Source organism: Bacillus seohaeanensis (assembly GCF_042684945.1).
Classification (GTDB): Bacteria; Bacillota; Bacilli; order Bacillales; family Bacillaceae_B; genus Rossellomorea; species Rossellomorea seohaeanensis.
On record NZ_JBHUMF010000002.1, the window covers coordinates 33,666 to 60,487 of the forward strand.

The 26,822-nt window shown below is 38.4% G+C and carries 18 protein-coding genes and 1 pseudogene; 10 read left to right on the plus strand and 9 right to left on the minus strand.

Translation table 11 applies throughout. From position 1 onward, the window contains the following. Positions 1 to 31 precede the first annotated feature (31 nt). Together ACFSUL_RS00775 and secA2 are read right to left on the minus strand one after the other, a co-directional pair. The gene (locus ACFSUL_RS00775) at positions 32 to 934 is read right to left on the minus strand and encodes an accessory Sec system S-layer assembly protein (protein ID WP_377931787.1); all 903 of its coding nucleotides are present in this window, start codon (positions 932 to 934) and stop codon (positions 32 to 34) included. 10 nt (positions 935 to 944) lie between these two features. Next, entirely contained in the window at positions 945 to 3,311 is a 2,367-nt protein-coding gene (secA2, locus tag ACFSUL_RS00780; RefSeq protein WP_377931789.1) for an accessory Sec system translocase SecA2, read from the minus strand. Positions 3,312 to 3,603: 292 nt separating this feature from the next. Between secA2 and ACFSUL_RS00785 the strand changes: the two genes are divergently transcribed. Then, entirely contained in the window at positions 3,604 to 4,653 is a 1,050-nt protein-coding gene (locus tag ACFSUL_RS00785) for a glycosyltransferase family 4 protein (RefSeq protein WP_377931791.1), read from the plus strand. Between the two features lie 241 nt (positions 4,654 to 4,894). Here ACFSUL_RS00785 and ACFSUL_RS00790 read toward each other — a convergent pair whose 3' ends face one another. Together ACFSUL_RS00790 and ACFSUL_RS00795 are read right to left on the minus strand one after the other, a co-directional pair. Beyond that, positions 4,895 to 5,917 carry an LCP family protein gene (locus tag ACFSUL_RS00790; protein WP_377931793.1) on the minus strand — a complete coding sequence of 341 codons (1,023 nt, stop codon included), beginning with the start codon at positions 5,915 to 5,917 and terminating at the stop codon, positions 4,895 to 4,897. Between the two features lie 256 nt (positions 5,918 to 6,173). Beyond that, entirely contained in the window at positions 6,174 to 6,806 is a 633-nt protein-coding gene (locus ACFSUL_RS00795; protein ID WP_377931795.1) for a YigZ family protein, read from the minus strand. Positions 6,807 to 7,397: 591 nt separating this feature from the next. On the opposite strand from ACFSUL_RS00795, the gene ACFSUL_RS00800 reads away from it, so the two are divergent. Both ACFSUL_RS00800 and ACFSUL_RS00805 read left to right on the plus strand, forming a co-directional pair. Beyond that, on the plus strand, positions 7,398 to 8,540 hold the full coding sequence (locus tag ACFSUL_RS00800) for a sensor histidine kinase (RefSeq protein WP_377931797.1): 1,143 nt from the start codon (positions 7,398 to 7,400) through the stop codon (positions 8,538 to 8,540). A gap of 32 nt (positions 8,541 to 8,572) precedes the next feature. After that, a complete protein-coding gene (locus ACFSUL_RS00805) occupies positions 8,573 to 9,247 on the plus strand; it encodes a response regulator (RefSeq protein ID WP_377931799.1) in 675 nt (224 codons plus the stop codon). Between the two features lie 444 nt (positions 9,248 to 9,691). Here ACFSUL_RS00805 and treR read toward each other — a convergent pair whose 3' ends face one another. After that, positions 9,692 to 10,411 (minus strand): trehalose operon repressor, encoded by a 720-nt coding sequence (gene treR / locus ACFSUL_RS00810; RefSeq protein WP_377931801.1) that lies wholly within the window; start codon positions 10,409 to 10,411, stop codon positions 9,692 to 9,694. Between the two features lie 117 nt (positions 10,412 to 10,528). Here treR and ACFSUL_RS00815 point away from each other — a divergent pair, with 117 nt between their 5' ends. Beyond that, the gene (locus ACFSUL_RS00815) at positions 10,529 to 11,146 is read left to right on the plus strand and encodes a YybH family protein (protein WP_377931803.1); all 618 of its coding nucleotides are present in this window, start codon (positions 10,529 to 10,531) and stop codon (positions 11,144 to 11,146) included. Between the two features lie 252 nt (positions 11,147 to 11,398). On the opposite strand, the gene treC is transcribed toward ACFSUL_RS00815, so the two are convergent. The 4 genes from treC to ACFSUL_RS00835 form a co-directional block, all read right to left on the minus strand. Beyond that, a complete protein-coding gene (gene treC, locus ACFSUL_RS00820; protein ID WP_377931805.1) occupies positions 11,399 to 13,090 on the minus strand; it encodes an alpha,alpha-phosphotrehalase in 1,692 nt (563 codons plus the stop codon). Between the two features lie 130 nt (positions 13,091 to 13,220). After that, positions 13,221 to 14,900: a glycoside hydrolase family 13 protein gene (locus tag ACFSUL_RS00825; RefSeq protein ID WP_377931807.1), complete on the minus strand. Its 1,680-nt coding sequence runs from the start codon at positions 14,898 to 14,900 to the stop codon at positions 13,221 to 13,223. Between the two features lie 181 nt (positions 14,901 to 15,081). Beyond that, a complete protein-coding gene (gene treP / locus ACFSUL_RS00830; RefSeq protein ID WP_377931809.1) occupies positions 15,082 to 16,485 on the minus strand; it encodes a PTS system trehalose-specific EIIBC component in 1,404 nt (467 codons plus the stop codon). Positions 16,486 to 17,237: 752 nt separating this feature from the next. Beyond that, positions 17,238 to 18,089: a MurR/RpiR family transcriptional regulator gene (locus ACFSUL_RS00835; protein ID WP_377931811.1), complete on the minus strand. Its 852-nt coding sequence runs from the start codon at positions 18,087 to 18,089 to the stop codon at positions 17,238 to 17,240. Between the two features lie 307 nt (positions 18,090 to 18,396). Here ACFSUL_RS00835 and gnd point away from each other — a divergent pair, with 307 nt between their 5' ends. The 6 genes and pseudogenes from gnd to ACFSUL_RS00865 all read left to right on the plus strand — a co-directional run bounded on the left by gnd (position 18,397) and on the right by ACFSUL_RS00865 (position 26,649). Further along, positions 18,397 to 19,299, plus strand: coding sequence for a phosphogluconate dehydrogenase (NAD(+)-dependent, decarboxylating) (gene gnd, locus ACFSUL_RS00840; RefSeq protein ID WP_377931813.1), 903 nt, complete (start codon positions 18,397 to 18,399; stop codon positions 19,297 to 19,299). Positions 19,300 to 19,331: 32 nt separating this feature from the next. Next, on the plus strand, positions 19,332 to 20,675 hold the full coding sequence (locus tag ACFSUL_RS00845; protein WP_071410686.1) for a GntP family permease: 1,344 nt from the start codon (positions 19,332 to 19,334) through the stop codon (positions 20,673 to 20,675). Between the two features lie 117 nt (positions 20,676 to 20,792). Beyond that, positions 20,793 to 22,313: a gluconokinase gene (gntK, locus tag ACFSUL_RS00850; protein ID WP_377932153.1), complete on the plus strand. Its 1,521-nt coding sequence runs from the start codon at positions 20,793 to 20,795 to the stop codon at positions 22,311 to 22,313. 1,078 nt (positions 22,314 to 23,391) lie between these two features. Next, positions 23,392 to 24,303, plus strand: coding sequence for a DMT family transporter (locus tag ACFSUL_RS00855; protein WP_377931816.1), 912 nt, complete (start codon positions 23,392 to 23,394; stop codon positions 24,301 to 24,303). 498 nt (positions 24,304 to 24,801) lie between these two features. Continuing rightward, a pseudogene (locus tag ACFSUL_RS00860) lies at positions 24,802 to 25,701 on the plus strand (cache domain-containing protein); the annotation flags it as partial. Positions 25,702 to 25,824: 123 nt separating this feature from the next. Beyond that, positions 25,825 to 26,649, plus strand: a complete 825-nt coding sequence (locus tag ACFSUL_RS00865) for a methyl-accepting chemotaxis protein (RefSeq protein ID WP_377932155.1) — start codon at positions 25,825 to 25,827, stop codon at positions 26,647 to 26,649. Positions 26,650 to 26,822 lie beyond the last annotated feature (173 nt).

Here is a 26,822-nt window from a genome sequence, read left to right on the forward strand (position 1 = left end):
AGTTCAACAGCTTTTTTCTTTTTAAGTAAAATTATTTGTTTAAGATAGGACGAACTGACCATTTGCTAAAGTCTGGACTTTCTTTTTGGATCATTTCTTTTGGAAAGATAAATGACCAAGGCTTAGATGTGTTGGCCTTTACCTCAAAGTCTTCTAATTTGAATGCCCCACGCACTACAAGTTCGTTATTAGCATCTACCACCTCTAGCGGAAGCTGCTGAATACTAATTCCTTTATGGTTACCATTTCTTAATAGCACTGTTGTATTTAAATCACCATTTTCCAAGAATTTAGCTGAAATTCCCATAATGTTGAATTCTTTTGGTTTTGGTTTTGGCACAGAATTTACGATATTTACTAATTTTGTTTTAATATCTTCGGAGATATTCTCTTTCCAAGACTCTGCTAAGTCTAGACGATGAGGTTGAAGAGAGCTTACGTTAAAAGCTATTGACCACCCATTTTCCTCGAGGTTTAAGTCTGAAACAATTGTTTCCTTTTCGAAAGTAAACATCCACGGACGGCTACTTCTAGCAGGAATCTTGTCTAAAAGAGAGAGGTCAAATTGTTTTTGTGCCATCGTATTCTTCTCATTATCAAGAAGAAGAAGTTCGACTTCCCCTAATTTAATTGATTTAGAGAGACTGTTACGAACAAAGGCTGTCACTTGAAGGGTGTTCCCTTCCCTTTCTAATTCAACCCCAGCTAAAGATATCTGGTTTGGCTTTAATGGGGTTAGGTCATTATTTAAAAACCGAAATACATATTCTTGTTCTTTTGAAAGGTTCCAGCCTGGATGAAAAGAAAGTGACGTTTCCACTTCTTCATTATAAGAGTTTTCCGTTATATCCAGAAGGTCCTCTGATGAAACTGAGCTATCTAGTCCAGTTTTTGTTACTTGTCCTTTGTTTTTTCTTTTGAAAAATGGAAGCATTTTCTCACTCCTATCCTTGTTGCTTACTTTGTTGTTGCTTTTTAAGGAAACTTACATATTCCGTTGAGATATTTTTTTCTAGGGAAGCATACATTTCAGAAAATAATTCAAGAGCTTCTCGTCCATAAATTCTCATTGGGTCTTCCTGCTGGTAAGAACGTAATCCTATACCCTCTTTTAACCTAGTCATACTTTCTAAATGTTTTATCCAGTGATGGTCTATAAAACTCAGCATAACCATAGATAAAGTTTGGGTTAATTGGTCTTTTTCTTCTAAATCATCAATGTATTTTATCGTTTCATTTAACGTAGGCTTGAGATAATCTATAACTTCTTTTTGATTTTCCACCTCATTAGGTATTGTTACTTTATTAAATAATAGGTGGTTAATAGTAGTAGTAAGTTTATCTAAATTCCAAGAGTCAGGTGTTGTTTCTTCGCTACACGTTTGTTTTACAGTATAGTCAACAGTGTTTGTTATCATGTCCTTAAGAATTGGAAAGAGTTTTTCACCTTTAAGTACTTTCTCTCTTAAATCATAAAGAACAGTTCGTTGTTCATTGATAACGTCGTCAAGCTTCAAATTATATTCGCGCATGGAATAATTGGCACCTTCGACAATTCGTTGGGTACGCTCCACAAACTCATAAATGTTCTTGTTTAATACGAGTCCATCCTCATTTACCTTTAGTTTTTTAGTCAATTTTTCAAGATCATCTTTTGCAAAACGGCGGAACATATCATCTTCAAGAGAAATAAAGAATTGACTAGAACCTGGATCTCCTTGGCGTCCAGAACGTCCACGCAACTGATTATCAACACGTCGGCTTTCATGTTTTTCAGTACCTATAACATGTAGCCCACCTAGTTCCGATACACCTTCTCCTAAAATTATATCAGTTCCCCGCCCAGCCATATTGGTAGCAATGGTGATTTGCCCTTTTTGCCCAGCTAGAGAGATTAATTGTACTTCTTGCTCCACGCTTTTTGCATTTAGTAATTGGTAGGTTAGCCCTTCTTCATCAAGGGTCTTTGCAACCTTTTCAGATTGTAAGATAGAAGTTGTACCGATGAGTACAGGCTGTTCTTTCTGATGGCGTCGCTTTACCTCTTGCACTACAGTTTTATACTTCTGGTCTTTTGTCTGATAAACTTTGTCATCCATATCTATGCGGATTTTTGGTTTATTCGTTGGAATAGGGATAACTTGCATATTATAAATTTCACGAAATTCTTTTTCTTCTGTTTTGGCAGTTCCAGTCATTCCTGATAAAACAGGATACATTCTAAAATAGTTTTGTACCGTGATTTGCGCTTGTGTTTTATTTTCTTCCGTAATTTCCAAACCCTCTTTTGCTTCTAGGGCTTGGTGCAGGCCATCACTTAATGTTCGACCTTCCATTATTCGTCCGGTAAACATATCTACGAGTTGTATTTTCCCATCGCTACTAACGATATAATCAACATCTAATGTAAACATGACATGGGCACGAACAGCTTGAATAACATAATGATAAAGCGTTTGATGTTCTAGTTCATATAAATTATCTACACCAAATGCTTTCTCAACTTTTTCGATACCAGTTTCTGTTAAGCTAGTTGCCTTTGTCTCATCGTCAAATTCATAGTCGACTTCTTGTACAAAACGTTTTGCCAATTTAGCTGCAATAATGTGTAAATCAGCACTAGCCTTCATTTTTCCTGCAATAATTAAAGGGGTTTTTGCCTCATCAATAAGGACACTATCAACTTCATCAATTATGGCGTAATGATAAGGTCTTTGAACTTGACCTTGTGAACTGCCTGACATATTGTCTCGTAAAAAATCAAAGCCGAATTCAGTACCAACACCATAAGTAATATCAGCTTGGTAAGCTAATTTCTTTTGTTCAGGATCCATCATAGGCAAATTTAGTCCAACGGTAAGACCGAGGAACTCGTGTATTTGCCCAATTTGATCACGGTCACGTCTAGTTAGGTATTCGTTTACAGAAATAACATGTACACCTTTACCTTCTAAAGCTCTGACATATGAGGGGAGGGAAGCAACTAATGTTTTCCCTTCACCTGTGGCCATTTCAGAAATATTACCTTCTACTAAAACTAGGCCACCAATCAGTTGTACATCATAATGTCTCATTCCTAAAACACGTTTAGAAGCTTCTCGGACAACTGCAAAAGCATCTAGTTTAATATCTTCAATCGTTTTACCATTTCTAAGGTCTTCCTGGAATTTAGTAGTCATTCCCTTAAGTTCTTCATTAGTAAAACTTTCATATTTTGATTCTAAGTTATTTATTTTTTCAACTTGAGTAAAGTATTTTTTTAAGTAACGTGACGATTTTTGAGAGGAAAACTTGCTAAGCATTTTAATCATTCTTTGTCTCTCCTTGAGTGTTAAACTTTAGACCCATCATCTAATAATTTTAACAAAAACCTACATAAATAACTACTACATGAAAAATTTAGTAAAATATGAAACTAATTTGTCGAATGAATCTCAAATAAAATATCTAATCTATTGACAAAATTTTTATATTAAACTATAAAAATAAGTGATATAATCATCAATGAGTTTGTTTAAATTTAGAAATGAAATGCAAATTACAAAAAAATAGCATCAATAAAACCAATAAAACATGGAAAAGATAAATTCAAGGAGGTATTACATGGTTTATGTAACCTTGTTATTATGCTTAATTGCCTCGATTCTTATAACACCTCTTGTAAAAAAACTAGCCATAGCAATCGGAGCAACAGATAAACCGAATCAACGAAAAGTTCACCAAAGAATAATGCCTCGTTTAGGGGGATTAGCAATATATATTAGTTTTATTATTGGATTGATTGTCTTAAGACCAGAAGATTCCTTAACGATTCCAATCCTAATCGGATCTGCTGTCATTATTCTGACAGGAGTTCTAGATGATATGATAGAGCTATCTGCTAAAGTAAAGCTTTTAGGACAACTCGTTGCTGCCTTCATTGTCGTGCTTGGAGGAGCACAAATGGAATACATTAACCTCCCTTTTGGAGGAGTGTTAGAGTTTGGTGTGTTTAGTATCCCGTTAACAATTCTTTGGATTGTAGGAATTACAAATGCCATTAACTTAATTGACGGGTTAGACGGATTGGCTGCTGGTGTTTCATCCATCGCACTCATTACGATTTCTCTGATGGCGGCGTTAAAAGGTGACATTTTTGTTATGAGCATTGGATTAATTGTACTTGGGAGCACACTTGGTTTCCTTTTTTACAATTTCCATCCTGCGAAAATATTTATGGGAGATACGGGAGCACTGTTCTTAGGCTATATTATTTCTGTACTTGCATTGCTTGGTTTTAAAAATGTAACAATGATCTCGCTTATCATCCCACTTATTATTCTCGGAGTGCCTATTTCTGATACATTTTTTGCAATTGTACGCAGAAAGGTAAACAAGCAGCCTTTGTCGGCTCCAGATAAATCGCATTTGCATCATTGTTTGCTAAGAATGGGGTACACCCATAGACAAACAGTTCTTATTATTTATGCAATCGCTGCAATGTTTGGTTTAGCTGCTTTAATTTTCTCCATGTCAACTGTTTGGGGAGCGTTAATTGTAGTAGCTGTACTAATCATCGCTATAGAATTATTTGTTGAAAGCATAGGGTTAGTCAACCATAACTATCAACCCCTGTTAAGATTAGTAAAACCAAGAAATGTAAGAGATCGATAAAAAAGCTATCCATTTTGGATAGCTTTTTTATATACCAAGGGATAACTATCATATGTAAATGTCCTGGGTTCAGTTTTAACAGAAGGTCATTTTCTACCCAAGATTGGTAACGAAGAGTAAATAAGCCTTTTAGGCTGGTAATTACTTAATGAAATTGCATATGCTTTCACTTTTGATTCTTTTACAGTAAGTATATTAGGTAAAGAAAAACCTATAAGCATTAGGCTTACAGGTTGTACTATTACTCTTGTGAAGCAAAATCTTCCATATCATCGTTGGTGGGAATTTCAAGGTGAACTTTTAGTTCGTTAGAAGTGTTTGCTAAGGAAGTATCATCTAGCTGCCAGTAATAAACATCTTCTATATATGTGTCTTCACCTTTTAACGACAGCGTATCTAAATCAATTTTGCCACTTAAACCATAATTAGTAAATGATTTCATTTCGTCAAAAGTCATATTCGTTTCCATATTTTTACCGATGGCTTCAATAACGTTATCATATTTAACAACTGAACCAGCTGAAACTGCTTTAGATATTATTGCTTTTATAATTTCCTGCTGTCTTTTTCCACGCTCTATATCGCTATCCAGTTTCCTTGTTCTTGCTAGAGCAAGTGCTTCCTCACCATTAAGTTTTTGTTCTCCGGGAAGAAGGTGAATGGCATTGTGATTATCCTCTGCATCTTTTTCATACAATTCATAAGGGACATTAACATTAATTCCATTCAATGCATCTATAACATCCATAAACGCATAAAAGTTCATTTTCACATAATAATCAACAGGGATGTCCAACGTTTCTTCCACTGTCTCAATGGTGGCTTTAGGTCCACCATATGCATGTGCATGGTTTATCTTTGTTTTGTAGCCAACCTCTGGAACGTATACATACGAATCACGAGGAATGCTAACCAGCTTTACTGTCTTATCCTTTTTATTTAGAGTGGCAAGCATTAGTGCATCTGATCGGGATGAATCTCCGTAGTTACGGTCATTACTTTCATCCACTCCAATAAACAGAACCGAAACATTATCAACCGTTGGATCAACTTGTTTTTCTCTTTTATCGGATTTCTCCCTACCATCGAGGGTAGTATAGGATTCAGAAAAAACGGTTTCTGCCTTTTTATAAAGGTAAGCACCATAACCAGCCGCTGAAAAGGCAATAAGTAGTATAGGCACTAGAACAAAATATAAAATTCGCTTTCGTCTTTTTTTTCGTTTCTTTATTTGTTTTAATCGGTGTCTTTCATCTATCGGCATATTTGTAAAACTCCTTTATCGGGTGGTTGTACATTATCATTATTTATTAGTGTCGATATGTAGTGCCTTTTGTTAGTAGGGAATAAGTGTAAAAACCCTAAAATTCGACGAAATACACTACCATTCATTTTACTATGCTTTCCCAAAACCGTAAATTAAAATTTATATTACAACTTGTAACACTTTAGTACAGTGGGGGACGGACCTTGTCTCATGAGACAAGGTCCGTCCCCCACTGCGTTAGCGTAACAAAGCATTAAATATCGGTTTCTAGGTATTCAACGTCACCTTCTGAAATTTCGCCTTGCCCATTCGTCAATTCCGTCATCCAATCGACAAATTTCTCCTTAGCTGCCTCCTCTACATATACTTCCACTTCAACAGCATCAAGATAATGAATTTCTTTTAGTTGATAGTGAGAGGAACGGACTTCATTTTCGACTTTTCCAAGCCAGGTGTAGTCGATTTTTGTTTTTATTATCCGCATAAGTTTCCGTTCGACGACACCTGTTGCATTGAGACCTTCTGACGTTGCTTTTCCGTATGCACGGATAAGTCCACCAGCACCAAGTTTTATGCCGCCAAAGTATCTTGTGACGACGACTACGGTATCTTTGAGGTCTCTTTTTTTGAGGACTTCTAGCATTGGAACTCCTGCGGTACCACTTGGCTCACCGTCGTCATTTGCTTTTTGAATAAGATTATTTTCTCCGATCATGTAAGCAGAGCAGTTGTGCGTGGCATCCCAGTGCTGTTTTTTTATTTTCGCAATAAACTCTTGTGCTGCTTCTTCTGTTTCGACCCTTGCTACATGGGCAATAAATCGAGATCTTTCTATAGTAATTTCATTTTCTCCATGACCTTTTACTGTGTAGTAACTATGTAACACATTTATTTCCCCTTTATTTTATTCTTTATCCCGCGTTAACAGGCAGTCACCCTCTCATCTCAAGTCTTAGAGGAATAGGTGGGGATAACTTGCCCGTAAACGCCCAATTGGTTCCACTAACAATCAGTAGGGGGGAAGAACCCCCCACTGATTGAAGTTTCCCTTTATTATTTACTATAAAGCGACAAACATTGAGTTGCAAAAACTAACAAGTACTAGTAGCCCTTAAACTTTTTTAGCCATTACGATAACTAGTAAAGGTTGCAATAAAGGTAATACAATGTAATGAAATTTTAATCTCCGACAATATTAGACATGGTATAATGGATAGAGATAATTCCTATTAGTAGTTGATATTAAATCAACTCTTTAAATCAAATATGCCTAGAAGAATAAAGGACTTTAATTAAATCTATAGAATTTATTTTATAGTAAAAGTTAAAAAATGAATAGGGATTTATGCTTATGTTAAGAATGGAAACATGCGTCTTTCGAACGATTTTAGTAATAACAACAATATTTTCACTATATAAGAATAGTTTCCTTATTCTTTTCTATGTAAAATAAATTTTAGGAAAAGAGGGGAGCACCGTGTCACTAAAAAAAATGAACACCGAAGTGTTAGATGACATTCTAAAAAAGATGGTAGACACGGTAGACCATAGTAAGGATGAAATCTTTCAAATCGGTGAACAATGTCGAAATGATTTTGAAAGCTTAACAAATGAATTAAAAGAAGTACGGGATTCCGTCTATAAGGTAATTAATGAGGGGGATGACCTCGATAAAAGGTCACGATTAGCTAGACGCAGGTTGTCAGAAGTAAGCAAGCATTTCCAAACGTATTCTGAAGACCAAGTACGAGAGGCGTATGAAAAGGCTCACGATCTTCAAATGAAACTATCGATTAACCGGCAGCAAGAGCAGCAATTGCGACAACGCCGAGATGAGCTCGAAAGGCGGCTGCTTTCATTAAAGGATACAATTGAGAAGGCAGACCACCTTTGCTCACAGTTTTCCGTTGTTCTTAGCTATCTAAATAGTGACCTTAGACAAGTAGGGGAAGCACTAGAGGATGCAAAACAGCGACAGGATTTTGGGCTGAAAATTATTGAGGCTCAGGAAGACGAAAGAAAACGCTTGTCGCGAGAGATTCATGATGGCCCTGCTCAAATGATGGCTAATGTTCTTATGCGCTCCGATTTGATTGATAGGGTGTTTAGGGAGCGTGGTGCAGCGGAGGCGTTAAATGAAATACGTGACTTAAAACGTATGGTCCGCTCGGCACTTTATGAAGTCCGAAGAATTATTTATGACTTAAGACCAATGGCGCTAGATGACCTAGGGTTGATTCCGACCCTTAAAAAATATCTAAGTACAATTGAAGAGTATAATAAAGGCACTAGTATTCAATTCACAAATTTAGGTCTGGAAAAACGGCTCCCTTCCAAATATGAGGTTGCACTTTTCCGATTAGTACAAGAATCTGTTCAAAATGCTTTAAAACATGCACAACCACAAGAAATTCAGGTCAAAGCAGAGATAAAAAAAGATAAAGTCACTGTCATCATAAAAGACGATGGTAAAGGATTTAATACAGAAGAAAGCAAAAAGGGATCCTTTGGCATAATGGGGATGAAGGAACGGATTGACCTTCTTGATGGAGACATAAGTATTGATTCTAAGCTAGGAGCTGGAACGACTGTCTTCATTAAAGTGCCATTAACAATGTAATTTTTTCGAGAAAGGTTAGGGAGGCAAATAGTATGAATACAAAAATAGTTATTATTGACGATCATCAGCTATTTAGAGAAGGGGTTAAACGTATCCTTGAGTTCGAACCGACATTTGATATTGTCGCAGAAGGAGACGACGGTTGCGAAGCGCTCAATATAGTAGAAGAACATAAGCCAGATGTCGTATTAATGGATATCAACATGCCAGAAAAAAATGGTGTGGAAGCAACACGTGATCTCGTTGAAAAATATCCAGATACAAAAGTTATCATCCTCTCCATCCATGATGATGAAAACTATGTTAATCACGCATTAAAAACAGGTGCCCTTGGCTACTTGCTAAAAGAAATGGATTCCGATGCATTGATTGATGCTGTAAAAGTTGTTGCAGAGGGAGGGTCTTACATCCATCCTAAAGTAACACATAACCTAGTAGCCGAGTATAGAAGACTTGCTAATGCACACGGGACTGGCTTCCAACAGACTGAAGTTCGCCGACCACTTCACCTTCTAACAAAACGTGAATGTGAAGTGCTTCAAATGCTTGCAGATGGGAAAAGTAACCGTGGCATCGGTGAAGGACTATATATCAGTGAAAAAACAGTAAAGAACCACGTCAGCAATATCCTACAAAAAATGAATGTAAACGACCGTACCCAAGCAGTCGTATCTGCAATCAAAAATGGTTGGGTAGAAGTTCGATAGATAAAAAAACGATCCGTTGGGGTCGTTTTTTTGTTGCGTAGTTTTTGGGGGATTGGTGCCAGCGAATTGGGTCAGCCTCTAGTTTATTCAACTGTTAATTTTATGCGGATATTTACCTGTTGAAAATAGCATGAAATTCACCTGTTGAACTAATGCGGATATTCAACAGATGAATTTAATTTACTGGGGTCAGACCCCGAGGTGCCAGACCCAAATCAGGCGAAGTGTGCCAGACCCCGAGGTGCCAGACCCAAATCAGGCGAAGTGTGCCAGACCCCGAGGTGTCAGACCCAAATCAGGCGAAGTGTGCCAGACCCCGAGGTGTCAGACCCAAATCAAAAATACTATCCTAAAATAAATATAACGGTATTTTCTAAATGTACCCATAAAAAAGAGGCCAAGTATCCGATACTCAAGCCTCTTATGTTTTTTATAGCACTACACCTACTGCTTCCGCCGCGCAAAATCAACAAATCGGAATTTGTCTAGTCTATGCCGTGATTCAGTGTATTGAAAGATACTGGCATTATCGAGGTGGACGTAGTTTTTCACTACGACGATATGATCGAATCCCTCGACATCTAGATATTTTCTGTCTTCCTCTGTGCATTCTTCGACGACGATTTCTTTTTTTGCAAAGCTAATAGGAAGGTGGAGTTCGTCTTCTAAATATTCATAGATGGAATTTTCACAGACCTCTTTTGTTAAGAAAGGGACTTTATCCTTTAGAAAATAATCTTTGTCTAGGATGATTCTTTCTCCTTGTATTTGGCGGGCACGGACGACTTTCCACATTTCTTTGGCTTTTGGGGCTTGCAGTTGCTTTTTTAGCCAGTCGTCAGGTTCGATAAGGCCGAAGTCATAGACGATTGTATGAGAGTCACGCCCTAGAGAGTCTTGAAGTTCTTTAAAGCTGACGAGTCCGGAGACAGGGAAGCTCATCTTTGATACATCTAAGACAAGTGAGCCTTTTCCTCGGATTTTTTGGATAAAGCCTTTTTCTGCTAGAAGTGTCAGTGCTTTCCGAATTGTCTCCCTTGATGTAGCGAACATTTCAGAAAGTTCATTTTCTGACGGGAGAATTTCATTAGTAGGGTATTTTCCCTCTTGGATTCCTTCTAGTACTTCTTGGTATATTTGCATGTATTTATTGCTTCTTGTCATAGTATCACCATTCCCATTTTACCATATTTCTTGTCGGTTCATGCAGTTCTAACTTGAGTGTTTTGAATTTTTTAACTACAATATGGGTAGTGCAAAAATAGAAAAGGGTGAAGAACTTTGTCGAGACAGCATTGGAAAAAGATTGCGTTAGGAATTGGAATGAGTTCACTTCTATTATTAGCGGCTTGTTCAGAAGAAGATAAGGAGCAAGGGGCAGAGGAGCCAAAACAAGAGGATGTAGAGAAAGCGGAAGAAAAGAGTAAGGACGCTGCACCCCAAAGCAATATGGAGTTATCAATGGAGGATATCGGTGAAATAAAAGAAGCGGAAGGCATTCCTGCTGAGGACAAGCAGGCGATCCTTGCTTCATTTAATCAGTACATTGAAGCTTTCAATCAGGAAGATATAGAAACGTATATGAAGGTAATTTCTAAGACACCTATTAATTTTACATACGAGGAAGAAGAAAAGTATGTAAAATCAATTTTTGATCAAGTAGATTCCAAACGTACGACAGAAAATACGACAATTATCAACTATGCTGGAAAAAAAGCAGATGTTTATTCAGAGATTACTGCGGTAACAACAGATCCAGACAACGGTGAAAAAGCAACCCGTTCAGGAAGACAAGTTTCTGTTTTCCATAAAGATAGCGATGGCAACTGGAAGCTTGCAGCTATCTTCTTTATAGCTAATCCAGATGAGGAAAATGGAGAGGCTGAGAAGGAAGAATGATGATTAGGAAGGGTTTCCTTGAAAAGGGGGCTCTTCTTTTTTGTGAGTAGATTAATATGTTTTGTTTGGAATAATATGTCTGTTTGTCCAGTAAGTTATTGAATGTGTCCAATAAACTCAAAATTTTGTCCAATAAATTAAAAAAGTGTCCAGAAAATACGTGAGAGTGTCCGGTAAATACCGGAAAGTGTCCAAAAAATAAAAAACGATACCCATTACAAAACCACTGTTTTATAACAGGTATCACTCTTTTTATTTAGTAAAACGAAACACGACTGACTCATACGGACGAAGAATAATGTTATCATACTCGTTTGCTGTGTCATGATAGTTGGACAACAGAACCTCGCTTGTCCAATCATCAACATCCACTTCGTCTTTTGGAAGGACAAAGTTTGTTTTGTTTCCGTAGAAGTTGTTAAGGACGAGTAGCTTTTCGTTTTCGCCGTTGCGTACGTAGGAGAAAACATCATGATGGTCCGCGTTGATTAGCTGATAGTCACCAGTTGTAATGATGTCGTATTGCTGGCGTAGTTCGATTAATTTTTTATAATGGTAGAAAATTGAATTTTCATCTTCTAGCGCTTTTTCTGCATTAATTTCTTTGTGATTTTTTGCGACTGGAATCCATGGTGTACCGCTTGTAAATCCACTATGTTCGTCACTATTCCATTGTACCGGTGTGCGTGAGTTGTCACGAGATTTGTGACGGAGAATCTCCAGGATTTCTTCTTCAGCCATTCCTTTTTCTTTTAAAATAGTGAAAATGTTGATTGATTCCACATCACGGTATTCCTCAATGGAAGTGAATTTTGGATTTGTCATCCCGAACTCTTCTCCTTGGTAAATATAAGGTGTACCTTGCATCATATGAATCGTTGTCGCAAGCATTTTTGCAGACTCAATGCGGTGTTCTCCATCGTTTCCATAACGAGAAACGATACGGGGCTGGTCATGATTACACCAAAATAATGCGTTCCATCCGCCACCCTTATGCATTTCCACTTGCCAAGTAGAAAGAATTTCTTTTAATTTTAAAAAGTCAAAATCGGCTACAGACCATTTTTCTCCGTTTGGATAATCGACTTTAAGGTGATGGAAGTTGAACGTCATGCTAAGTTCGTTACGGTCGGGATTTGAATACTTTATACAGTTTTCAATTGTCGTAGAAGACATTTCGCCGACTGTCATAATGTCATACTTTGAGAAGACCTCTTTGTTCATTTCCTGCATGTATTCATGGACTTTAGGGCCGTCTGTGTAAAATTTGCGTCCGTCACCAGGTGCTACACTGCCATCATCGTCAGGGAAGTCTTGATTTTTTGAAATTAAGTTAATGACATCTAAACGGAAACCGTCAACGCCTTTATCTAGCCAGAATTGCATCATTTTATATACTTTGTTGCGGAGTTCAGCATTTTCCCAGTTTAAGTCGGCTTGTGTGACATCGAAAAGGTGAAGGTAGTACTGACCTGTTTCTTCATCATACTGCCATGCGTTGCCGCCGAACTTTGACTCCCAATTCGTCGGGGCAGAACCATCTTCTTTACCGTCACGCCAAATATAATAATCACGGTGTGGATTGTCTTTTGACTTGCGAGATTCAACGAACCATTGATGTTCCGTCGATGTATGATTCACCACGATATCCATGATGATTTTTATATTGCGTTTATGTGCTTCAGCTAAAAGTTCATCAAAGTCTGCCATCGTCCCATACTCTTCGTGAATGTTAAAATAATCCGCAATGTCATACCCATTATCACGTTGAGGAGACGTATAAATTGGTGTCAACCAGACAACCTCCACACCAAGCGTATTCAAATAATCAAGCTTCTCCGTAATTCCTTTAATATCTCCAACACCATTACCAGTTGTATCATTAAAACTCTTCGGATAAATCTGATACACTACCGCTTTCTTCCACCATGGTTGCTTTTCCATCATCATAACACCTGCCAAATTTAATTTAGTTACTTTAACACTTTACTGTGGTCGGGGACGGACCTTTTGGTAGGTCCGTCCCGCATTGAATTAACGTATTACCGTGGTGAGGGACGGACCTCCAAACGGTTTAAATACTTCCTTTATACACGACCGCTTCGTACGGTTTTAGCTTTACTTTTGGTGATAGTGTTGCGTCACCAGGGTAGTTTCTTATGAGTTGCTTAGGTGATCTTAGGTTTCCTTCGGTTGGAAGTTCGACTTCTATTTCGTTTGCGTAGAAATTGCAAAGTACGAGAAGTTTTTCATCACCAAGTGCTCTGGAGTAGGCGAAAACTTCTTCGTGTTCTGGTAATAATAAGTCGTAGTTTCCGTAAACGATGATTTCGTGTTCTTTTCGAAGCGAAATCAACTTTTTATAGTAGTGGAAAATAGAGTTCTCGTCATGAATCTGGCTTTCCACATTGACTTCACTATAATTTGGATTTACGGCAATCCATGGGGAACCAGTTGTAAACCCGGCATTTGTTGACCTGTCCCACTGCATCGGTGTACGAGCGTTGTCACGGCTCTTTTCATAAATGCTTTTCATCGTTTCTTCGATTGGTTTGCCTGCCTCCATTTGCTCGTTGTAAAAATTAATCGTTTCGATGTCTTTGTAGTCTTCAATAGAAGAGAAGTGAACGTTTGTCATTCCAATTTCCTCTCCTTGATACACGTACGGTGTGCCCTTCATCATATGAAGAATGGTTGCGAGCATTTTCGCTGATTCTTTATGATATTTTCCGTCGTCACCAAATCTTGAAACAGAGCGGGGCTGGTCATGGTTGCTGAAATATAAGCTGTTCCAACCTTCATTTTCTAACGCCTTTTGCCATTCTGTCAGATTTTCTTTTAAGTCAGGAAGGTAGAGGGGCTTTAAATCCCATTTCCCGTTCTTGCCGTTATCTAAGCCCATATGCTGAAATTGGAATACCATATTCAATTCATTGCGGTCATCCGCAGTATATTTTTTTGCAAGCTCTGGTTTAACACCAGGCATTTCCCCAACCGTCATAATGTCATATTTAGAGAGAACTTCTCGGTTCATCTCTTGAAAATAATCGTGGATTTTTGGGCCATTCCGATAGTATTTGCTGCCTGATGCATATTTTTTTCCTGGTTTTACTTCATCGTCAGGTAGCCCTTCCACTTTCGAAATAAAATTGACAACATCCATTCGAAAACCGTCAATTCCTTTATCAAGCCACCACGTCATCATGTTATACACTTCTTTACGAAGCTGCGGATTTTCCCAGTTTAAATCAGGTTGTTTTTTTGAAAAAAGATGAAGGAAATATTCGTCCGTTTCCTCGTCATATTCCCAAGCAGAGCCTCCAAAATTGGATCCCCAGTTATTTGGTTCTTTTCTATCCTTGCCTTTACGCCAAATATAGTAGTTGCGATATGGATTATCTTTAGACTTTCGAGATTCAACGAACCATTTATGCTCATCGGAACTGTGATTCACAACAAGATCCATGATCAGTTTCATCCCACGGTTATGCATTTCCTCGAGAAGTTGATCCCAATCAGCCATCGTACCAAACTCATCCATAATACCTTGATAGTCACTGATGTCGTATCCATTGTCATCATTCGGCGATTTATAAACAGGGGAAAGCCAGATCACATCAATACCTAACTCTTTTAAATAATCAAGTTTGGAAATGATCCCTTGTAGATCCCCAATCCCATCCCCATTCGAATCCTTAAAACTACGAGGATAAACCTGATACACAACACTTTCTTTCCACCACTTCTTATTCATGTCATCACTCCTAATAGAGGTCTGGAGGTCCGTCCCTCATCGCTTCACTGCGTTATAGTAGTGAGGGACGGACCTCCGAAAATTATGTATTTTTGAAAAATTGTCTCTAAAAGAAAAGAGAAGAGTCGGTGTCAATTAGGCTAGTATCCCCAATTGACACCGATTCTTCTATAAAAGAGAATTATTTTTTCTTTTGAAATTTAGAAAATAGTAATGTAAGCACAAATGGTACTACAATTGTGATTCCCATACCAATGAAGAATGCTCCCCATAAGTTAGCCGGAATAGAGAAGAAGGCTGGGATACCGCCGACACCGATAGATGGTGCGATAACGTTAGCAATTGTAATAACAATACCTGCGATTGCTGATCCGATAATTGCCGCGATGAATGGGTATTTGTATCGAAGGTTAACCCCAAACATTGCTGGCTCGGTAACACCAAGATAAGCAGATACACCAGAAGAAACCGCAAGACCTTTTACTTTATCATTATTTTTTTCCACAATCATCATAGCGAAAGCGGCTGAACCTTGTGCGATGTTAGAAAGAGCGACCATTGGCCATAAGAATGTTCCGCCGATTGATCCGATTAATTGTAAGTCTACTGCTAAGAATGTGTGGTGCATACCTGTAATAACAAGTGGTGCATATAAACCACCGTAAATTAAACCACCAAGTGCCGGCACTACATCAAAGATTGACGTTACACCGTCAGTGATCCAGCCACCAATTGTAAAGGTGATAGGACCGATAATGGTGAATGCTAAAAATCCAGTAACAAGAAGTGAAATCGGTGCAACCGTAAGCAATTGGAATGCATCTGGAATACGTTTGCGAAGCCAAATTTCAATTTTCGCTAACACATAAGCTGCGACTAAAACTGGTAAAACCTGTCCTTGATAACCAACTTTTTCAACGGTTAATCCTAGTATATTCCACGTAGGGATTTCTTCTGCAGATCCGTAACCCCAGGCATTAAGTAAATCCGGGTGAACAAGCATTAGACCAAGCACCATACCGAAAAGTGGGCTACCACCGAATTTATTCGCTGCACTCCAACCGATAAGACCAGGCAGGAAGGTGAAGGCGGTATTAGCAATTAAGTTAATGATAGAAGCAATATCTGCCCATTGTGGGAATGCTTCAACAACACTTTCATCCATAAAAATACCAGGTTGTGTAAGAATATTATTAATCCCCATTAAAAGACCGGCTGTTACGATAGCTGGCAAAATTGGAATAAAGATGTCTGCTAATGTTTTAACTGCACGTTGAAGCGGATTCATTTTTTGCTCTGCAGCATTTTTTACATCCTGCTTCGAAGCGGATTCAACACCCGTTTCTTCCGCAAGAATTTTGTAAGCTTTATCTACAACTCCTTGACCAATAACAATTTGGAACTGACCATTTGTAGAAAAAGACCCTCTTACAAGGTCAATATCCTCCAAACGATCCTTATCCACTAAGCTCTCATCATTCAACACAAGACGAAGACGAGTGACACAGTGTGTGGCAGTATTTATATTCTCTTTACCACCAATTGCTTCAATAATCTCACGTACAGACTCTTTATTTACACTCATATAATTTCCCTCCCTAAGTAACAGGCAACTACCGAATTTTGTCGAATATTGCGTGTACTCGCTTACATTTTGATATAAAAGTTCCCTTAAATAGTGTTTGGCAAACGTTACATTTTATAACTTTTTTCGTGAAGAAGCATTGCGTCATTTCGAAACGCTTTCATTTAACAGAAAAGTTATCGTTGTATATACAAGATTTAAGTTAATTGTATTCATGTATATACAAGTTGTCAACAAAAATATGAAACGGTTTCATGGTGGTTTTTGGTAAGAGGGGGAGGAGATAGTAAAGAGAGTGGTTAAGGCTTTACAGAAAAAGGCAGTTTGTCCGATAAAGTAAAAAAAGTGTCCAGTAAACTCAAAGAAATGTCCGGTAAGTTTGAAAAGTGTCTAGTAAATGTGAAATTTAGTCCAGTAACCTGAGATTTATTTGAAAGAAGAGGATTCGATTCAGAAGAGGATTCAGCTGTTGAATAAAGCTTGAAATTCAACAGCTGAATATAGGTGAAAATTTAACAGTTGAATAAGCAATGCCCAGTCCAACAGCTGACTGGGCATTGCGTATTCATAGCGATATCTCGTTAAATTGATATTGTCACGTTTATGTCTGATAAATACACATTTGCAGTAGTATCCGATATTCCCTTCCTTTAACGCTTCACCGCAACCAGGGACGGACCTAGGAACTTCCAAATCTCCAAACCTTTTACCACTTCACCTTGGTGAGGGACGGACCTCCCAACCTCCCACCTCTAAAGCCGTTTCACTGATATCGCTGTTCGCATTTTGTTTAATGCATCTTGGCCTTGTTCTTTTCGCTTTAGCATGATGTTGACGTAAAGTGCGTCGATGATTGATAGTTGAGCGATCCGTGACGAGAGGGCTTCGGATCGGTAATCGGTTTCTTCTGAGACGGTGTAGAGAGGAATATCAACTTTGTTGCTAAGTGGTGATTTGGCAAAGTTAGTGATTCCAATTGTTTTGGCACCTGTCTCTTGAACAATCTTTAAAACTTGTAAAATATCTTTTGTGGAACCAGAGTGGGATATGAAGATAACACAATCTTTCTCTGTTAACTGGGAAGCTGTCATGAGTTGGATATGGCTGTCTGTTGCTGCATGCACTTTCAAGCCTGTCCGGATAAATTTGTGATAAGCATCAAAGGCGATAATCCCAGATCCGCCGCTTCCAACGAATTCAATTTTATCGGATGCAAGCATGATATTTACTGCTTGCTGCATGCTTTTTTCGTTTAACACTAGTAAGGTGTCTTCGATTGTCTTCATATTTGAACGAAATACTTTTGCGGAAATAGTTTCGATAGTATCCTCTTCGCTTACATTTTCATGGATGTTTTTAAGCGGTGTAACAATTTCTGCTGCGAGGGCAATCTTCATTGCTTGATAGCCTTTAAAACCAATCCGCTTGCAAAAACGGAAAACAGTAGAGTCGGCAACGCCTAAATCCTCCGCAACACTATTAATAGTCGTATGAAGAACTTTGTTAGGGTCTTCTAATATATAATCTGCTATTTTTTTCTCTGTCTCACTAAACTGTGGGTAGCGAGAACGAATGCTAGCTAGACAATGCTTGTGTTCAACCATAATTTTCGCTCCTGTTATTTTTTTATTGGAAAAATCCGTTTGTTTCTAGAATTTTATTTTATAAAAGGGGTTTTATCCAAGAAACAAGGGTAGTAAATACAGCTGGTTTGATTTACCAGACTGTAATAAAATGCTGAAAAAAGCTCATAATATGAAAGGGTTTTCTTGATTTCTATTATACACAAAAAAAATAAAAGAAAAATATTTTTCTGTAAACGGTTGCAAATAAAAAAATATTTTTTATAATAGAGAGAGTCAAGAAAAAATATTTCATGAAAATAGATATACATCATTGGAGGAATAACATATGCAAATCGGTATGATCGGCTTAGGAAAGATGGGTTACCAACTTTCACTTAACTTAGTAGAGAAAAAATATGACGTCGTTGCTTACGACTTAAACGAAGAAGCAAGAAAAAATATTTCATCAGAAGGTGCAACTTCTGTACAAACAATTGAAGAGCTTGTACAACAATTAGAAAAACCAAGAACGGTTTGGATGATGGTGCCTGCAGGCGATGCAACGGAATCTGTTTTTCAAACGGTATTACCTTTACTAGAAGAAGGAGATCGTGTCATTGACGGTGGGAATGCTCATTATAAAGACACACTTCGTCGAAATGATGCGGCAACAGAAAAAGGTGTTTACTATTTTGACTGTGGAACGAGCGGTGGAGTAGATGGTGCACGTCATGGTGCTTGTACAATGATCGGTGGAGACGCAGAAGTTTTTAAAGAAATCGAAAGTGTCTTCCATGATATTTCAATAGAAAACGGTTACCTTTACACAGGAAGAACTGGTAGCGGTCATTTCTTGAAAATGGTTCATAACGGAATTGAGTACGGTATGATGCAAGCAATCGCTGAAGGCTTTGAAATTTTAGAGAAAAGCCCATTTGATTATGAGTATGAAAAAGTAGCGAAAGTTTGGAATCATGGCTCGGTTATTCGCTCATGGTTAATGGAATTGATGGAAAGCGCATTCTCTAAAGATGAAAAATTAGAAGGAATTCGCGGAGTAATGCAATCGTCTGGGGAAGGTAAGTGGACAGTGGAAACAGCGCTTGATTTACAAACACCAGCACCAGTTATTGCACTGTCATTAATGATGCGTAATCGTTCGTTAGAGGATGATACTTTTACAGGAAAAGTTGTTGCAGCATTACGAAATGAGTTCGGTGGACATGCTGTCGTAAAAAACGAGAAATAAAGAGATAGATATAGATAGGGAGGGGAATAGGCATGTCAGATTCCATGTTAATTTTAGTAGCATTAGCTGGTATTTTCTTATTATTATTTTTAGTTATTCGTACAAAATTACACGCATTCGTTGCGTTACTATTAGTCAGTTTAATTGTTGGTATTGCAGCAGGAATGCCGCTTGATGAAGTCGTCAAATCCGTTGAAAGCGGGATGGGCGGTACCCTCGGATTCGTTGCAGTTGTTGTTGGTTTAGGTGCTATGTTCGGCCAGATGCTTGAGGTTTCAGGCGGGGCCGAGCGTCTAGCTCAAACAATGATTAAGAAATTTGGGGAAGATAAAGCACAATGGGCCCTTGGTGTAACCGGTTTCTTGGTTGCGATCCCCGTATTCTTTGATGTTGGTTTTATTATTTTAGTACCAATTGTGTACGGTTTAGCAAAGAAAACAGGAAAGTCTCTTGTATATTATGGAATTCCTTTATTAGCAGGTCTTGCGGTTACGCATAGTTTCATTCCGCCAACTCCAGGACCAATTGCTGTTGCAGATTTACTTGATGCGGACCTTGGATGGGTTATTCTATTCGGTGCAATTGCGGGTGTTCCTTCCATGATTATTGCCGGTCCACTTTTTGCGAAATATATTGCGAAAAGAATTCATGTGGTAGTACCGGATTATATGAACACAGAAGAAGTGGAGTATGACAAAGAGCTTCCAAGCTTTGGATTGATTGCTTTTCTAATTTTAATTCCTTTAGTGTTGATTCTTGCGAATACGCTTTCAGGAGTTCTTTTAGATGAAGGAAACATCGTACGCTCTATTCTAACATTCTTAGGACATCCATTTGTGGCCTTAACAATCGCTACTATTGCGACGTTCATTTTACTTGGAACAAAACGCGGATATACACGTGATGAAGTACAAGAAATTGCAACAAAAGCATTAGAACCAGCGGGTATCATCATTCTTGTAACAGGTGCCGGTGGGGTATTCAAACAAGTATTGATTGATTCTGGTGTAGGACAAGTTCTTGGAGAGATGATGGCTGGATCAGCTTTACCTCCATTATTACTAGCATTCTTGATTGCAACGGTCGTTCGTGTTGCGCAAGGTTCTGCGACTGTATCAATGGTTACGGCGGCAGGTTTAATGTCACCACTTATCTCAACACTTGGAATGGAAGGTCCTGTTCTAGGCCTAATGGTTATCGCCATTGCAGCAGGTGCAACAGTATTCTCTCATGTAAATGACTCAGGGTTCTGGTTAGTGAACCGCTACTTCGGTCTAAATGTAAAAGACACATTAAAAACGTGGACAGTAATGGAAACGCTTATCGGTTTTGTCGGATTTGCTACTGTCTTCATTATAGGATTTTTCATCTCTTAATAGTAAAATACAGGAGGAAGAGCGTTCGATACGTTCTTCCTTGTCTTTGTTGGGAAGTTGGAGAGGAACTTTCCGAATCTTGTCGAATTTTGAGGAGGCTCAACTATGAAACCTTATATGATAGGTGTCGATATAGGAACAACAAGTACAAAAGCAGTTTTATTTAATGAAAAGGGAGAAGCACTTCATCGTGCAGCGGTAGAATACCCTTTACATACGCCAACCCCAGACACAGCGGAACAGGATCCGAAGCAGATTTTGGATGCCGTTTTTGAATCGATTCGTGGAGCTGTTGAAGGGTACGGTGCAAAGGGAGAAGACGTTCGATTTGTATCATTCAGTTCAGCGATGCACAGTTTAATTTTGGTTGACGAAGAAGGTGAACCACTAACTCGTTCGATTACATGGGCAGACAACCGTAGTGCTGCTTGGGCAGAAAAAATTAAGAACGAACATAATGGACATGAAATTTATTTGCGCACAGGAACACCGATTCACCCAATGTCACCATTAGTAAAAGTGGCATGGCTACGGGAAGAGCATCCGGAGTTATTAAAAAAAACACATAAAGTTATCTCTATTAAAGAATATGTATTTCATCGCTTGTTTGACGAATATGTTGTTGACTACTCTATCGCATCAGCAACAGGAATGTTCAATTTAGAAGAGCTTAACTGGGATAAAGGTGCATTAGACCTAGTCGGGGTTTCTGCTGACGATTTGAGTAAACCAGTACCAACAACACAAGCATTGATGGGAATGAAAAACGAATATGCTAAACTCATGGGCATTAATGCCGATACACCATTTATCGTAGGAGCAAGTGACGGTGTACTTTCTAACTTGGGTGTCGATGCAATCGAGCCAGGTGTCGTCGCAGTAACAATTGGGACAAGCGGAGCGATTCGTGCTGTAACCAATCGCCCAGTTACAGATCCAAAAGGACGTATTTTCTGTTATGCGCTAACGGAAAACCACTGGGTAATTGGTGGTCCAGTAAATAATGGTGGAATGATTTTCCGTTGGGTTCGCGATCAGTTTGCGGCATCAGAAATGGAAGTAGCGGGTCGCCTCGGAATTGATCCATATGAAGTACTAACGAAGATCGCTTCAAAAGTGGAACCTGGTTCAGAAGGGCTTTTATTCCATCCATATATGGCTGGTGAGCGTGCGCCATTATGGAACGCCAATGCGCGCGGATCCTTCTTCGGACTTGGACTTCATCATAAAAAAGAACATATGATACGCGCGGTTTTAGAAGGAATTGTGATGAATCTGTATACGGTGTTGCTTGCATTAGAAGAACTAACAGGTAGACCGAAAAAAGTACAGGCAACAGGAGGATTCTCCCGTTCCGAGCTATGGAGACAAATGCTTGCCGATATATTCGACCAAGAAGTTTGCATCCCAGAGAGCTTCGAAAGCTCTTGCCTAGGAGCAGTTGTACTTGGAATGTACGGAAGAGGAGAAATCGACTCACTAGAAGCAGTCAAAGACATGGTAGGTGCAACACACAGCCACCAACCAAACAAAGAAGCAGTAAAAGCATACGAAAAACTAATGCCAATCTTCATCCGCCTACCAAGACTACTAGGCGACGAATACAATTCAATTGCGGAATATCAGCGGGGAATGTAGAGAATTATTTTAGAGGCCTTTCCTAGAGGATATTAACGCATCACCGTGGTGAGGGACGGACCTTCTGTGCATACTTGCACAGAAGGTCCGTCCCTCGTTGCTTTAAAGCAGAAAACAGGCTTACGAAAATTCAATCAAACGTTTGTTCAAGAGCTTGAAGGCTTGATGGGAGTGGCTTTTTTGAATTTGAACAAACGTTTGATTAAATGAAAAAACAGTTTATCTAAGTAGGTATCTGGCCATTTGTCCGAAAAAGCGCTCTGTTTGTCCATAAAGCTTCGTAATTTGTCCAAAAAAAGTTCGGAAGTGTCCAATAAACTTGGAAAAGTGTCCAGAAAAACCCCAGGAGTGTCCCAAAAACGTATCATATTAAAAACTACTCACCGGATCCATAGAAGAAAGCTCGCTTAATAACGAAGATAGTTCAAATTTGGACAAGCAAGCAAGATAAATTCAATCAAACGTTTGTTCAAGAGCTTGAAGCCGCACTAATAAAGGCTTTTTTGAATTTGAACAAACGTTTGATTAAATGAAACAAACAGTTTATCTAAGTAGGTATCTGGCCATTTGTCCGAAAAAGCGCTCTGTTTGTCCATAAAGCTTCGTAATTTGTCCAAAAAAAGTTCGGAAGTGTCCAATAGACTTGGAAAAGTGTCCAGAAAAACCCAGGAGTGTCCCAAAAACGTACCATATTAAAAACTACTCACCGGATCCATGGAAGAAAGCTCGCTTAATAACGAAGATAGTTCAAATGTAAACAAGCAGGCGAGATAAATTCAATCAAACGTTTGTTCAAGAGCTTGAAGCCGCACTAATAAAGGCTTTTCTGAATTTGAACAAACGTTTGAACAAATAATCATATTGTTTAAAAAGAAGATACTTTCAAAGAAGGTGAGTCCTTAAACTTCTCAAGGACCTAAACCAGAGGTCCGTCCCTCACTAATTCACCGCGTTAAAGGAGTTTTGTGTTGTTATTGCTATGCTGGAGGTTTAGAATGTTTATTATATTGTGTAATTTTGCCGTTGAAGTGTACGAACTACACACATAATGGTGAAGAGATGATGGGAGGGGCTATGGTTGGCTCGTTTGTATTCGGCTCTTGTTGGCTTGAGCCTTATTTGGGGATTGTCGTTTGTTTTTATTAAGTGGCTTGTTGAACCTGCTGGTGTATGGGGGACGGTGTTTTTGCGATGTATGGCTGGTGCCTTGATATTGCTGCCAATCTTTTTTATTCAGCGAAAAAAGTCTGGAAAAAAACCACTCCCATATGGAAAGCTTTTTGTTGTCGGGTTAACGAATGCTGCGATTCCTTGGGGGCTTATTGCTTTAAGTGAAACGCAGATTAATAGTAATACAGCTTCGATTTTGAATGCGACTACACCGCTCTGGACCGGGTTAATCGGTTTTCTATTATTCTCGGTTGTTCTAACTGGTTTCCAATGGACGGGAATTATCGTAGGTTTTCTAGGAATCTTAGTATTAATGAACTTTGAAGTGAGCGGGATTTTTACTTCTAATTTTATCGGTGTGGGCACGATGCTCATTGCCACTATTAGTTATGGATTCGCATCACAATTCACGAAAAAAGCACTTTCAGGTACAAGTGTTGTCGTTATTTCTACTTTTCAGCTACTAGTAGGAGCGATTATTGGTCTAGTCGGTGTGCTCGTCACAGAGCCCATTCAATTTAGTGAATTAGCTACCTTAGAAGGAGTACTTGGTATTATCGGTTTAGGTTGCTTTGGCTCAGGGTGTGCTACACTTCTTTTCTTTTATATCATGACAAAAGGAAGTCCAGAGTTCGCTTCAACAGTAACCTACTTAATTCCTGCGTCCGCGATGATTTGGGGATTTATTTTACTAGGTGAACCAGTGACACATAACTTGATTATCGGTTTAGGAATTATTTTTGCAGGAGTATTTTTATCTTCAAGGAAGTCGAAGAAAACGCTCAAATTGTTAAATACGGAAGTTCCTCATAATCAATAGCTGGTCCTCTCTGGGGCCGGCTTTTTAAGTTTATTGCTGTCGTAGAAAGCTCGAATGTTACTAGAAACCAAATCCCCAATTAGGTATAAAATTCCTGATTTTTAACATGTAGTATACAATTCCCCGAAAAAACATTACTAAAAACTGTATTAACATAAAAATTCATAAAATTTTCAATAAATAGAATTATTACCTTTCTCTAAAATCCCTTTTTAAAAAGTAAAAATATTAATATAATAAAAAAGTTAATTATGATTTTATTCCTATTACATAAGACTTAGCATAGTTATTGGAGGGAGAAGTAATATGAAAAGAGCGAAAAAGGAGAAAATATCGAGAAAAGAAAAAACAGTAAGAAAAGGTAACTTTTTTACTAGATCTCTTCAAATGAAAATATTAATCCCTTTTTTAGTATTAATTATTTTAGCTGGAGGGAGTATTTCCTTTGTTAGTTATGAAAAGAGTGTGGAAATTACTACAGATGAACTGACAAATAATATGAGTCAGCAGATGAATAGTTTGAACGAATCCTACAATATTTTCTTTAGCAATATTGAAAACGTGATAAGAAGGTATGAAAACAAATCAGAATTAAAGAGTTATAAAGGAAATGAAGAACTTTTGCTTGAGTCTTTCCAAGAGACAAAGCAATCCAATAAGTCGATTCATAGTATTTACTTTGGAACCAAAGCAGGGGAAACCATTCAATTTCCAAATAATGATTTACCTGATGACTTTGATCCTCGAACAAGACCTTGGTACGAAACAGCAGTAACGAAAAACGATATGATTTGGACGGAGCCATACGTAGATGCGGCCACAGACAATTTGATGGTTAGCGTTTCCAAACCTGTTATGAATGGTTCGGAGCTAGTAGGAGTCATTGGAGTGGACATGTCTCTAGATGCTCTAATTAATTTAGTTGATAACGTAAAAATTGCGGAAACAGGTTATGGAGCATTATTTAGTAAATCAGGGAAATTTATCGCGCATCCAAAAGAAGATTTCCTTGGAGTAGATGCTTCTAAGGAAGATTACTACAAAAAGATGGAAAAAGCCGGTGAAGAGGGAGTTATAAGCTATACATTAGAAGGCGAAAAGAAATTTATGGCTTTTAAAACGAATGAAAAAACGGGTTGGAAAATAGTTGGGGCTGTAAGTAAATCGGAGTTTGATAAAAAAGGTAGTCAAGTTCTTCAGCCAATTGCAATTACAGTAGGAATTGTTTTAGTAATTGCCGTATTGGTTTCACTTTATATTACACGGGGTATGACAAAATCATTGAATGAAATGAAAGAAGTTATGGCGAAAGTAGAAGCAGGAGATTTGACTGTTTCTATCAATACGAAGCGCCACGATGAGATTGGCGATGTTTTCACCAGTTTAGCGAATATGATTAATCACATAAAAGACATGATGAGAAAGACGCGGATCATTGCAGATAGTGTGACAGATGCATCGCAAACAATGGTAGCAAGTGCAGAGGAAAACACAGCCGCTTCCAATGAAGTTGCGGTAACGATGGAACAAATCGCATCCGGTTCTTCCAATCAAACACAGTTGGTAGAAGGTAGTAATGAAGCAATAGAAAAACTGACGGAAACGATCCAACTTGTGAACGAGCAAACGAAGCAAATGGAGAAGGAATCGGAAGCAATGGCCCAGACATCGGACGAGGGTATCCAGTCTCTTCATTTATTAAAAGAGCAATTTAAGCGCACAAATGAAATGGCAGTAGAAATGGGAGAGGCAGTTGCATCATTAGATCAACGCTCTAGTTCTATTAACGATATCGTTGGGAAAATTGCTGACATTGCCGGACAAACAAATTTACTTGCTCTAAACGCTGCTATTGAAGCGGCTCGTGCAGGAGAAGCAGGTAAAGGATTCGCTGTTGTAGCAGATGAAGTAAGAAAACTAGCCGAACAAACAGAAGGCTCGTTGAAAGATGTTACCGAAATAATTCGCCTAATGCAGGGTGAGACAAAGAGAACAGTAGAACTCATAAAACAAACCAACAACCAAGTAGACGAACAAGGTGAAGCAGTAGAAAAAACAAGTGACTCATTTGACTCGATTTCCACTGCAATCAAAACCAACCAAGAAATGAACAAACAGATCGTTGAATCCATTGAAAAAATGACAACTGAAAAAGAAATCTTAGTAATGATTTCACAAGAGATAACAGCCATTAGTCAGGAAAACTCAGCAGGAACCCAAGAAGTAGCTGCTTCTATCGAAGAAACAACCGCATCAATGGAACAGCTCAACACTCTTGCAAGCGACTTAGAAAACCATGCTCTAGAGCTTCATAAAGAGTTGGAGAATTTTAAAATAAATGGGTAATTTTTAAAAGCTGTTTTCGTAAATTTTGTTGCTTTTAAACTACACACTAAGTTTAACAAACTGAGTTGATTGGAGCGGAGGGCACTTGACTCCTGCGGGAAGAAAGGGAAGGGAGAGACCCCGCAGCGGAAATCAACGGGCTAAATTTATAAGTGAAAACAACAATTTATAAG

Coding starts and splice junctions, on each gene's coding strand:
- ACFSUL_RS00775 (WP_377931787.1), bottom strand. CDS start 934: ATGCTTCCATTTTTCAAAAGAAAAAACAAAGGACAAGTAACAAAAACT.
- secA2 (WP_377931789.1), bottom strand. CDS start 3,311: ATGATTAAAATGCTTAGCAAGTTTTCCTCTCAAAAATCGTCACGTTAC.
- ACFSUL_RS00785 (WP_377931791.1), top strand. CDS start 3,604: ATGGTTTATGTAACCTTGTTATTATGCTTAATTGCCTCGATTCTTATA.
- ACFSUL_RS00790 (WP_377931793.1), bottom strand. CDS start 5,917: ATGCCGATAGATGAAAGACACCGATTAAAACAAATAAAGAAACGAAAA.
- ACFSUL_RS00805 (WP_377931799.1), top strand. CDS start 8,573: ATGAATACAAAAATAGTTATTATTGACGATCATCAGCTATTTAGAGAA.
- treR (WP_377931801.1), bottom strand. CDS start 10,411: ATGACAAGAAGCAATAAATACATGCAAATATACCAAGAAGTACTAGAA.
- treC (WP_377931805.1), bottom strand. CDS start 13,090: ATGGAAAAGCAACCATGGTGGAAGAAAGCGGTAGTGTATCAGATTTAT.
- ACFSUL_RS00825 (WP_377931807.1), bottom strand. CDS start 14,900: ATGAATAAGAAGTGGTGGAAAGAAAGTGTTGTGTATCAGGTTTATCCT.
- treP (WP_377931809.1), bottom strand. CDS start 16,485: ATGAGTGTAAATAAAGAGTCTGTACGTGAGATTATTGAAGCAATTGGT.
- ACFSUL_RS00835 (WP_377931811.1), bottom strand. CDS start 18,089: ATGGTTGAACACAAGCATTGTCTAGCTAGCATTCGTTCTCGCTACCCA.
- gnd (WP_377931813.1), top strand. CDS start 18,397: ATGCAAATCGGTATGATCGGCTTAGGAAAGATGGGTTACCAACTTTCA.
- ACFSUL_RS00845 (WP_071410686.1), top strand. CDS start 19,332: ATGTCAGATTCCATGTTAATTTTAGTAGCATTAGCTGGTATTTTCTTA.
- gntK (WP_377932153.1), top strand. CDS start 20,793: ATGATAGGTGTCGATATAGGAACAACAAGTACAAAAGCAGTTTTATTT.
- ACFSUL_RS00865 (WP_377932155.1), top strand. CDS start 25,825: ATGGAACAAATCGCATCCGGTTCTTCCAATCAAACACAGTTGGTAGAA.